At 72.6% G+C, this 9864-nt stretch carries 9 protein-coding genes and 1 pseudogene; 6 read left to right on the top strand and 4 right to left on the bottom strand.

The window, feature by feature from the left end; translation table 11 throughout:
• Window positions 1–241 (bottom strand): annotated as a pseudogene (locus ACFU99_RS20385) (hypothetical protein); the annotation flags it as partial.
• A gap of 214 nt (window positions 242–455) precedes the next feature.
• Between ACFU99_RS20385 and ACFU99_RS20380 the strand changes: the two are divergent.
• A complete protein-coding gene (locus ACFU99_RS20380; RefSeq protein ID WP_384393926.1) occupies window positions 456–920 on the top strand; it encodes an ATP-binding protein in 465 nt (154 codons plus the stop codon).
• 55 nt (window positions 921–975) lie between these two features.
• Here ACFU99_RS20380 and ACFU99_RS20375 read toward each other — a convergent pair whose 3' ends face one another.
• Window positions 976–1371, bottom strand: a complete 396-nt coding sequence (locus ACFU99_RS20375) for a hypothetical protein (RefSeq protein WP_384393923.1) — start codon at window positions 1369–1371, stop codon at window positions 976–978.
• 355 nt (window positions 1372–1726) lie between these two features.
• Between ACFU99_RS20375 and ACFU99_RS20370 the strand changes: the two genes are divergently transcribed.
• The 3 genes from ACFU99_RS20370 to ACFU99_RS20360 all read left to right on the top strand — a co-directional run bounded on the left by ACFU99_RS20370 (window position 1727) and on the right by ACFU99_RS20360 (window position 4024).
• Window positions 1727–2458: an ANTAR domain-containing protein gene (locus ACFU99_RS20370; RefSeq protein ID WP_384393920.1), complete on the top strand. Its 732-nt coding sequence runs from the start codon at window positions 1727–1729 to the stop codon at window positions 2456–2458.
• The gene (locus ACFU99_RS20365; protein WP_384393917.1) at window positions 2455–3228 is read left to right on the top strand and encodes an ANTAR domain-containing protein; all 774 of its coding nucleotides are present in this window, start codon (window positions 2455–2457) and stop codon (window positions 3226–3228) included. The genes ACFU99_RS20370 and ACFU99_RS20365 overlap by 4 nt, the downstream gene beginning before the upstream one ends.
• A 388-nt stretch (window positions 3229–3616) precedes the next feature.
• The gene (locus tag ACFU99_RS20360) at window positions 3617–4024 is read left to right on the top strand and encodes an anti-sigma factor antagonist (RefSeq protein WP_384393914.1); all 408 of its coding nucleotides are present in this window, start codon (window positions 3617–3619) and stop codon (window positions 4022–4024) included.
• Window positions 4025–4157: 133 nt separating this feature from the next.
• Here the strand turns inward: ACFU99_RS20360 and ACFU99_RS20355 are convergent, their stop codons facing one another.
• Together ACFU99_RS20355 and ACFU99_RS20350 are read right to left on the bottom strand one after the other, a co-directional pair.
• A complete protein-coding gene (locus tag ACFU99_RS20355; RefSeq protein ID WP_384393911.1) occupies window positions 4158–5615 on the bottom strand; it encodes an aminopeptidase P family protein in 1458 nt (485 codons plus the stop codon).
• A 114-nt stretch (window positions 5616–5729) separates the two neighbouring features.
• Window positions 5730–7376 carry a PP2C family protein-serine/threonine phosphatase gene (locus ACFU99_RS20350; protein ID WP_384393908.1) on the bottom strand — a complete coding sequence of 549 codons (1647 nt, stop codon included), beginning with the start codon at window positions 7374–7376 and terminating at the stop codon, window positions 5730–5732.
• Window positions 7377–8116: 740 nt separating this feature from the next.
• Between ACFU99_RS20350 and ACFU99_RS20345 the strand changes: the two genes are divergently transcribed.
• A complete protein-coding gene (locus ACFU99_RS20345) occupies window positions 8117–8809 on the top strand; it encodes a bifunctional DNA primase/polymerase (RefSeq protein WP_384393906.1) in 693 nt (230 codons plus the stop codon).
• Window positions 8810–9025: 216 nt separating this feature from the next.
• A complete protein-coding gene (locus tag ACFU99_RS20340; RefSeq protein WP_384393903.1) occupies window positions 9026–9745 on the top strand; it encodes a hypothetical protein in 720 nt (239 codons plus the stop codon).
• Window positions 9746–9864 lie beyond the last annotated feature (119 nt).

Here is a 9864-nt window from a genome sequence, read left to right as displayed (position 1 = left end):
GTCCGGCGGTGAGGACGGCGGCGATGCCGGGCAGCGAGCGCTCCCGCCCGGCGAGCGGCGCGACGGCCGCGAAGAGCACCACGAACCCCGCGGCGAGGGTCCACGCCGGGACGCTCGCGCAGGACGCCATCGCGTGCCCGCCCGCGGACAGCAGGACGCAGACCGCGGTGAACACCGCGGTCCGCAGCAGCCGCAGATCGGCGCCGGCGCGCGCGACGGGGGCGGTGGCGGAGGCAGTCATGGCTGCGTCATCATCCCACCGCTCTTACCGCCGTCCTACGGCAGGGGGGCGTATGAGCCGGGGCATACCGGCGCACATGGACGCACCGCTATACACCTGCGCGTCAACTTTGCGCATCCGCCGAATGAGCGGTCTCACACCCGCCGTACGCTTACGGACCCTTGCGGCTGGCTATACGTATCGGTATGTCGAGCCGCAGCCAGGAGGCTGGAACATGAGCATCTGGTGGTCACTCCATTTGCGGCGCGAAGCTGCGAGCGTTCCGCTCGCCCGGCGGCTTCTGCTCGGCACCATGGAGACGGCCGGGGTCGACCCGGACATCTCCTACGACCTGTCGGTGGCCCTCAGCGAGGCGTGCGCCAACGCGGTCGAGCACGGGGGTGACGCGTCCGCCGAGGACTACCGCGTCACCGCCCGCATCGACGGCGACACATGCCGCATCGAGGTCATCGACTCCGGTCCAGGTTTCGCCGACAAGCTCCGGGCCCGCGGCCGCCGCACGCCCACGCGACCGCACCAACCGTCCCCCGACCGCGCCGAGCACGGCCGGGGTCTGTTTCTCATCGAGTCCCTCACCGACCACGTCCGGGTACGGAACCGATCCGGTCGCCCGGGTGCGGTGGTGAGCTTCGACAAGATCCTCAAGTGGCGGGAAGGCGCGCTGCTGAGGGCCGTGTGACCGGTACGCCGCCCGCGCCGGGCCACCGGCCCGGGGGCGGCTCCCGGCCTCGGCGCTACCCCTTGGCCCCCTTGCCGTCCTTGCTGTCCTTGTCGTCCTTGGACTCGGCCTTGTCCCTGTCCCTGTCCTTGTCCTTGTCCTTGTCCTTGTCCTTGGACTCGGCCTTGTCGTTCTTGTCTTTGTCCTTGGCCCCGGCCGGGCCGCCCAGGAGGCCCCCGGTCCGGCGGCCCCAGAGGTCCTGCTCACGGCGGAACCGGCGGTCGTAGCGGTCCTGGCGGACGCGGCGTTCGCGGTACTCCCGGTAGCCGGGGTCATCGCGCAGGCGCAGTCCGCTGAGGGTGCCGTAGCGCGTGAAGGCGAAGAGCAGGAGGGCCGCCGCCACCCACAGGATGGGGTAGGCGAAGCCCAGGCCGATGAGCGCCGCGAAGAGCGTGACGACGAATGGGATCATGACGGTTCTCCACGTACTGGATGGTGTGGAGCGGTGTGTGGAGCGGTGTGGGGAGTGCTGTGGCGCCGGCCGCGGAACGGCGGCTCGCGCGGGCGTCCGGCGGACGGGGAGAATCCGCGGTGCGGGTCCTCGCGCCCGTACGAGGCCGGGGTCCGGGGCGGCTGCCCACACAGTAGCCCTCGGGCCGCCGTACGGTCAGGGGAGCGGCGCGTACCGCATCGTGCGTGCGTGCGGACGTACGGCCCCCGGGAGCCGGAATCGCGCATGCCGCCTGTCGTCGGGTGCCGTTAATGTTGACCGCGCGGTATCGGTGCCGCGTCCGGAGGCTTTGCCGATCTCGGAGCGGAGCGAGGGCATGATCAGCGACCGGATGGCCCGGGTGCTGAACATGTTGTACTCAGCGGGCCGCGACGATCCGTCGCACCTGTTCGCGGAGGCACTGGACGCCGACGGCGTGACGGTCTCCGTGACCGTGGACACGGGCCGCACCGAGCACACCGAGCGGCTGTGGTCCCACGGCGACATCGCGGCCGTGTTCGCCGAGCTCCAGACCACGCTCGGCGAAGGACCGGAAATCGACGCCCTCCGCGGCGGCGCCGCCGTGCTCGTACCGAACCTCGAAGCCGTCGGCGCCGAACGCTGGCCGCTGCTGCTGCCGGCCTCGGCCGGCCTGCCGGTGGCGGCCGTGTTCAGTTTCCCGCTGGGCATCGGGGCGATCCGGCTGGGGGCGCTGACTCTGCTGCGCGGCCAGCCGCGCCCGTTGTCCGCCGAGCAGTTGGACGACGCCTTCGCCCTGGCCGCCGCGCTCACCACCCTCGTACTCGACGACGGCCACCCCGCACTGTCGGCCGGCGCGCTCTCGGAGGAGCCGCCCGGGCAGTGGCACCAGGCGGTGGTGCACCAGGCGACGGGCATGATCAGCGTGCAGCTCTCGGTGCCTCTGGCGGAGGCACTGGTCCGGCTGCGCGCGATGGCCTTCAGCCTCGACCAGCCGATCGTGGCGCTGTCCCGTGATGTGGTGGCACGCCGGCTGCGTTTCAGCGAAACCACAAGTGGTCCGCAGGGGCCCGAAGAGAACAGGGGATGACGACCATGTCCCGCCAACAGCAGGTCTCCGAGGTCTTCGTCGAGCTGGCGGACACCCTGGTGGCCGAGTTCGACATCATCGACTTCCTCCAGAGGCTCTCCGCCCGCTGCGTCGAGCTGCTGGACGTCACCGCCGCCGGGATTCTGCTCGCGGACTCCTACGGCACGCTCCAGACCATCGCCGCGTCGGACGAGAACACCCGGCTGCTGGAGCTGTTCTCGCTCCAGCACGATCAGGGCCCTTGTGTGGAGTGCTACACGCGGGGGGTCGCCCGTATCAATATCGACCTCGCCAGTTACGCCGCCACGGCGGACTGGACACAGTTCGCCGCCCGCGCGCGGGAGGCCGGGTTCGTCACCGCCCACGCGTTTCCGCTGCGGCTGCGCCAGAACGTCGTGGGCGCGATGAACCTCTTCCGCACCGACCGCGAGCGGCTCGGCGCGGAGGACACCGCGCTGGCCCAGGCGCTGGCCGACGTCGCCACGATCGGCATCCTCCAGCAGCGCACGCTGGAGCGGTCGTTGACCGAGCGGACCCAGCTACAGGCCGCGCTGACCAGCCGCATCGTCATCGAGCAGGCGAAGGGCATCCTCGCCGAGCGCTGGAACACCACGCCCGACCACGCCTTCACCGCCATGCGGAGCTACGCGCGCGGGCACGGCCGGCAGATCTCCGTGCTGGCCGGGCAGATCATCGACGGCGAGGCCCCGGAGGAGCTGACGGTCCCGCCGATCGAGTGGCCGAAGCGCCCGCAGGGGCCCGACGCCTGAGTAACGGCCGAAGGGCCGGTCGAAGGGACGGCCGAAGAGAGCCGTTCCGGCTGCCGTGGTCGTGGCTGTCGTGGCTGTCGTGGCCGTCGGGGTCGTCGGTGAGGCCGACGAGCGCGCTGACGTGCGTACAGATGCGAGCGGCAGCTATGAGGTGTAATTTCAAGCAGAATTCAGGTAATTCACTCGACCGAGTGGCTGACAGCGGGTATGAATCGTTCATGCATCTCGCGGGCGACCACCGCGCCGCTACGGTTGCCGGAAGTCATCCCAGACCCTGGTGGCCACCGCATCGCTACTGTCGCTTGCCCCGGTCCCTGTACGTGAGGCTCTCGTACCCGAGATTCCCGTACGCGAGGGACAGGGGCGCGTTGCTCCAGGGGGTGCCGCCATGGGCGGGGGATATCACGATGGGTACGCGCCGGCTCCGGTCGGCGACCTTGAGTACCGGGCCGGCAGCCATTTGAGGCTGCGCACCCACGCCACGTACGGCTTCACCGTCGCGGAGCCGCTGGGCGAGATCGATATCGCGACGGCGGCCGAGGTGCGTCCGCTGCTGGACGCCGTCACCGAAGGTCCGGCCCCGACGCTCGCGGTCGACCTGAGCGCCACCACCTTCTTCGACTGCGCGGGCCTGTCGCTGCTGGCCCGCCTCCACACCCGGATCACCGAGCGCGAGGGCCGGCTGTACCTGGTCTGCGACCAGCCGCTGACCCTGCGGATGCTGCGCATCACCGGCCTGCACGAGCGGCTGCGCCCGGCGCCCACCCTGGAAGCGGCGCTCGCGCGGGCTTCCTGAGCGCCGCCCCTTCTCGTCATGCGTGTGCCGCGCGGGCGCGTACGGCGGTGGGCCGCGCCCCTGCCGAGAGGAGCGCGGCCCGCCGGTGTCCCAAGGCCCGTACACCCGTAGGTCCGTACGGGCGCGGGGCCGGTCAGCCCTTGACGCGGGCCATCCACGCCTCGACGTCCGAGGCGGTGCGCGGCAGCGCGGCGGACAGGTTCCGGTTGCCGTCCTCCGTGACGAGGATGTCGTCCTCGATGCGGACGCCGATGCCGCGGTACTCCTCGGGCACGGAGACGTCGTCGGCCTGGAAGTACAGGCCGGGCTCGACGGTCAGCACCATGCCGGGCTCCAGCGTGCCGTCCACATACGCCTCGGTGCGGGCGACCGCGCAGTCGTGGACGTCCATGCCGAGCATGTGGCCGGTGCCGTGCAGCGTCCAGCGGCGCTGGAGGCCGAGCTCCAGAACGCGCTCGACCGGGCCCTCGACGAGCCCCCACTCGACGAGCTTCTCGGCGAGCACGCGCTGCGAGGCGTCGTGGAAGTCGCGGAACTTCGCGCCCGGCCGGACCGCCGCGATGCCCGCCTCCTGGGCCTCGTACACCGCGTCGTAGATCGTGCGCTGGAGCGCGTCGTACGTGCCGTTGACCGGCAGCGTGCGGGTGACGTCGGCGGTGTAGAGGGTGTGGGTCTCCACGCCCGCGTCCAGCAGCAGCAGGTCGCCGGAGCGGACCGGGCCGTCGTTGCGCACCCAGTGCAGGGTGGTGGCGTGCGGGCCGGCGGCGCAGATGGAGCCGTAGCCGATGTCGTTGCCCTCGACGCGGGCACGCAGGAAGAACGTTCCCTCGACGTACCGCTCCGAGGTGGCCTCCGCCTTGTCGAGGACCTTCACGACGTCCTCGAAGCCGCGCACGGTGGAGTCCACGGCCTTCTGGAGCTCGCCGACCTCGAAGGCGTCCTTGACGAGGCGCTGCTCGCTGACGAAGACGCGCAGCTCCTCGTCGCGCTCGGCGGTGACCTTGTCGCGCAGCGCCTCCTCGACGCCCGCGTCGTGGCCGCGCACGGCGCGGACCGGTCCGGCGGCCGCGCGCAGCAGCTCCGGGAGGTCGCGGACGTCCTTCGCCGGAATGCCCAGCAGCTGCTCGGCCTCGGCGAGGCTGTGCCGCCGGCCGACCCACAGCTCGCCCTGGCCGTCGAGCCAGAACTCGCCGTTGCCGCGGTCGGAGCGCGGCAGCAGGTAGAGGGTGGCGTCGTGGCCGCCGTCCGCGGCGGGCTCCAGCACGAGGACGCCGTCCTGCGTCTGGTCGCCGGTGAGGTAGGCGTACTCGGTGGACGCGCGGAAGGCGTACTCGGTGTCGTTCGAGCGGGTGCGCAGGTTGCCGGCCGGGATCACCAGCCGTTCGCCGGGGAAGCGCGCGGAGAGCGCGGCGCGGCGGCGCGCGGTGTCGGGGGCCTGCGCGAGCGGCGCGAGGTCGCGCAGCTCGGTGTCGGCCCAGTGCGACTTCATGTTCTCGGCGAGTTCGTCCGACACGGCTGGGTACAGACCGTTCTTCCGCTGCTTGATGGGCTCCTCGGCCGCCGGGGTCTCCGGGGTGGGCTCCTCGGTCACGACATCCTCCTCGATCTGGACCGCCTTCCATCGTATGTGCGGGCGGCAGAGGGGTGAGGGGGCGTGACCCACCTGTTAGGCGCCCTGCCGGGCCGGAGCCCGGCAGGCGGCGGCTCAGTCGAAGCGGGCCGCGAGAAGTATCACGTCCTCGTCGCTGTCGGCCTCGTCGAGACCGTCCGGCAGGACCGTGCGCAGCACGTGGTCCACGACGGCCTCGGGGTCGCCGCGCAGGGCGGCGGGGACGCCCGCGGCGGCGGCGTGCAGCCGGGCGAAGGCGCGGTCCATCGAGTCGCCGGTGCGGTGCAGCAGCCCGTCGCTGTAGAGCAGGAGCGTTTCACCGGCGCCGGGCTCCAGCTCGACGCTGGGCGCTTCCCAGCAGGAGAGCATGCCGAGCGGCGCGGACAGGGACGTCTCCACGTACTCGACGCGGTCGTCGCCGATGAGCAGCGGCGGGCAGTGCCCGGCCCCGGCGAGGACGATCTTGTGGGCGGGGGAGCCGTCCGGCCGCGGTACGAGCGTGGGCTCGCAGTAGGCGAAGAGGGCGGTGGCGGAGCGCGCGGGCTCGGTGAGGCGCAGCAGGAGTTCGAGGTCGGAGAGGACCGCGACGGGGTCCTCGCCCTCCATCACGGCGTACGCACGCAGGGACGCCCGCAGCCGCCCCATCGCGGCGACGGCGCTGGGGCCGGAGCCGGTGACGCCGCCGACGGCGAGGCCGAGCGCGCCCTCGGGCAGCGGCAGCGCGTCGTACCAGTCGCCGCCGCCGTGCGGCCCGGTGCGGTGCCGGACGGCGAGCCGGACCCCGGTGACGCGCGGCAGCCGGCTGGGCAGCAGTTCCTCGCGGAGGGTGGCCACCATGGCGCGGGCGCGGTCGAGTTCGAGGTGGCGGGCGAGGTGTTCGGCGGCGTACGCGCAGTACAGGCCGACGAGGTGGCGCTGGCGCTCGGTGGGCTCGGCCGGTTCGTCGTAGAGCCAGACGGCGGCGCCGAGCCGGCCGGTGGCGTCGGTGGCCAGCGGGACGGCGTAGCTGGCCGCGTAGCCGAGGCGGGCGGCGACCTCGCGGTGGCGGGGGTCGCGCCCCGGCTCGCCGGCGATGTCGGGGTGGGCGATGCCGGGCCGTACGGACGGCTGGACGCCGGGGTCCGGCTCCGGCGGGGCGCCGGGATCGGGGCAGACGCCGACGGGCGGTTCCGCCCCGAGGCCCGCGTCGAGGCCCTCGAAGTCCGTGCCGAGGTCTGTGTCGAAGTCCGTGCCGAACTCCCCGTCGGATGCCGTTCCCGGCTCCGTTCTCGACTCCGATCCCGGTTCCGGTTCGCCCGTCGCGCCCGGCTCGGGGAGGCCCTCCAGGAGCCGCCCGTAGGCGAGGGAGGCGCGCGGGATGGTCTCGATGTGGCCGAGGTCGGCGCGGCCGAGGCCGAGGCCGACGGTGGTGACGGGGCCGAGGCCGTCGACCGGCTGGAGGGTGATCAGGCCGCGCCGGGCGCCGACGAGGGCGGAGCCGCCGCGCAGCAGTTCGTGCAGGGCGGCGTCGAGGGTGCCCGCGCGGGCGATCCGCTCGGTGAGCTCGTGGAGGGTGGTGAGGTCGGAGACCCAGCCCGCGAGGCGGTCCTGGAGCACCGCGCCGGGGGCGGCGGGCGGCGGGACGGCGGCGGTGGGGGCGGCGTTTCCGGGGACTCCGGAGGCCGCGGGGATCGCGGTGCCGTCGGCGCCGACGGGCGCAGCAGTCTGCTCCGGAGCAGGAAGCGAGGGATTGATTCCAGCCACTTTCGGCAACTGAGGTGCGCTCATGGCCGGCTGCCTGGCTGAGTTCGCGCGTCGTCGCAGGTGAGTATGGGCTCGAAGGCGGTGTCCGGTGTGCCGACGAGCGCCATTGCCCGACCGTCCGGCCTCTGAGTTTTGCTCAATAGCATCGCAAACCCCCATGTCATGTTGCGCCGCTATCAATGTCTCCACATGTACACGCCCGAGTAAGGGGATGTCCAGCATTGGACTATTGGGATTGATGGTGTCTGTGGGGATTCGAAGTTGGCTGAAAAATCACCATTGGCGTGTCCAGTGGGGGTCGACTGACGTCATTCGACAACGCGTCATATCCACCGAGGTGGGTACGTACTCGGAGAAGGGCAGGGGCAGTTGAGATCGCCCCGGAACCCGGCGGCCGGCCACTGCGTCTTAGTCGGCGACGGCCGTGCCCCATCCCCGAGTGGCGGCGGGGTTCCCCTGGCGAAGTCATGGGAGCACTGGGCAAAGCGCGAAGCGCCATCAACGCGCCACCCCTCGCCACGTTCCACGCTCGGCCTGCGGCGTGATGCGCTGCCTAGTACGCGCTGTGACTTGTGATCCACGTGGTGTGAGGGGCTCCGTAGTGCCACGGAGCGCACCGGACCGCGAAGTGCCATGCGAAGTGCCCTGTAGTGCGATGGACATGTAGTGCGACGGACACGTCCCCTGCCTCCGGCGGGCGGACCCCAGCCCTCGGCGTTCACGGAAAGGAACGAGCGCTCATGCGCGATTTCCTCGGAAGGCGACGCAAGCCCTCACCTCGGCGTCGCAGCGGGCGGTCGACGCTGCTCGCCGCAGCTCTGACCTGCGCCACCGAATGGAAGTGGCCCGTGCTTCCGGGCGTGGGACTACGGCCCGGCCACGGCCGGGACCCGGAGTGCGGCTGCCCGCACCCCGACTGCGTGGTCCCCGGCGCCCACCCCTTCGACCCGGGACTGCTGGCGGCCACCACGGACGCCCGCATGATCGAGTGGTGGTGGACCAACCGGCCGGACGCGCCGGTCGTGCTCGCCACCGGCGGCCCCGCGCCGTGCGCTGTGAGCCTGCCCGCGGTGGCGGGCGCGCGGGCGCTGGCCGCCCTCGACCGCCAGGGCGTGCGGCTCGGCCCGGTGGTCGCCACGCCCGCCCGCTGGACGCTGCTGGTGGCCCCGTACTCCCTCGAAGTCCTCGGCGAGTTGCTGCACGCCCAGGACTGGGTGCCGGGGTCGCTGCGGTTCCACGGGGACGGCGGCTATGTCGCGCTGCCCCCGTCGCGTACGGGAGCGGGCCGAGTCCGATGGGAGCGGGCCCCGCGGCCGGCGGCGGCCGGCGCGGGGGCCGGGACGCCGTGGCTGCCGGACGTCGCCACGGTGGTGGACGTACTGGTCGAGGAGAGCGCGGGGACGCCGGGCGGCGGGAGCCGACTGGCGCACTGAGCGCCCGTGGGGGCGTGAGGCAAGAACTGAGTCAGAACTGAGGCAGAGGGGCGCGTACGGGCGGGAGCCGCACGCGCCCTCACTCGTACGGGTGTAAGCAGCGCCGAGTTGTACGGGAAATGGGCCTGCTGGCACCGGGAAGCCACCGCTTCGGCGGTTATGTTCGGCGTACCGATCAACCGATCAAGCTTCCCCGGCGAGTCGCAGGTGGGTTCCATGGAACGAGCGCCCCAGCCCCGTGCCGCAAATCTTCGGATGGTCGCGCTCGCGAGCGCGGTGGCGCTGGCCATCGTGCTGCCGCTCGCCGCTGCCGTGGCCGGCCCGGCGGGCCGCCCGGACGCGGGGGTGGCCGAGCGAACGGGTGACCGGTCCGGTGAGCGGACCGGCGGGGGCGCGCGGGAGAGCGCGTCGGCGCGGCCGTCGAAGGGCCCCGCCGACTCCAGGCACGGCGCGGAGGCCGTGGGCGAGCGTCCCGCGGCCGACGGCGGGGGCGGGGTGCTCTCGGGGCTCGGGCTCGCCGAGCGGCCGCAGGAGGCCCGTAACACCGCGCGGTGCGGGCCCGAACTCTCCTCGCCCGGACGGACCGAGGCGCGGGCCCGGAATCGGGCCGAGCCACGGGCCGAGACACGGGTCGAGGCGCAGACGTGCGTCCTCGCGCAGGGCCGCGACACCTGGTCCCGGCTCTACTACCGCAATGTCACGGGCGGCCCGCTGAAGGCCGTACTGACCCTGATGCAGCCGGACGGGCGGACGCTGCAAGCGCGCTGCGAGATGGCGGGCGCCGTGGGCCGCGGTTCCTGCCAGACGCCGCGCGAGCGGACGGTGCGGGGCGACGGCCGGCACGGCGGCTACACGGCGGTGTCGGAGATCGCGTCGGCGGACGGGAGGCTGCTGCTCCGGTCCGGCAGCAACTCGGCGGAGGGCGCGGAGGATTAACGCGGGGAGACGACCGGTCGGGGCGGCCGGTTACGGCGATCGATCGGGGAGAAGCAAGAAGCCCCGGATTCAATTACTCCGGGGCATGGAAACGCCCGGTCGCTGGCGACGGGGGATGC

Origin of the sequence: Streptomyces sp. NPDC057654 (genome assembly GCF_042800135.1) — a bacterium.
Taxonomy (GTDB): Bacteria; Actinomycetota; Actinomycetes; order Streptomycetales; family Streptomycetaceae; genus Streptomyces.
Note: the sequence above shows the minus strand (reverse complement) of the source record. Positions and strands in the feature narration are given on the sequence as shown.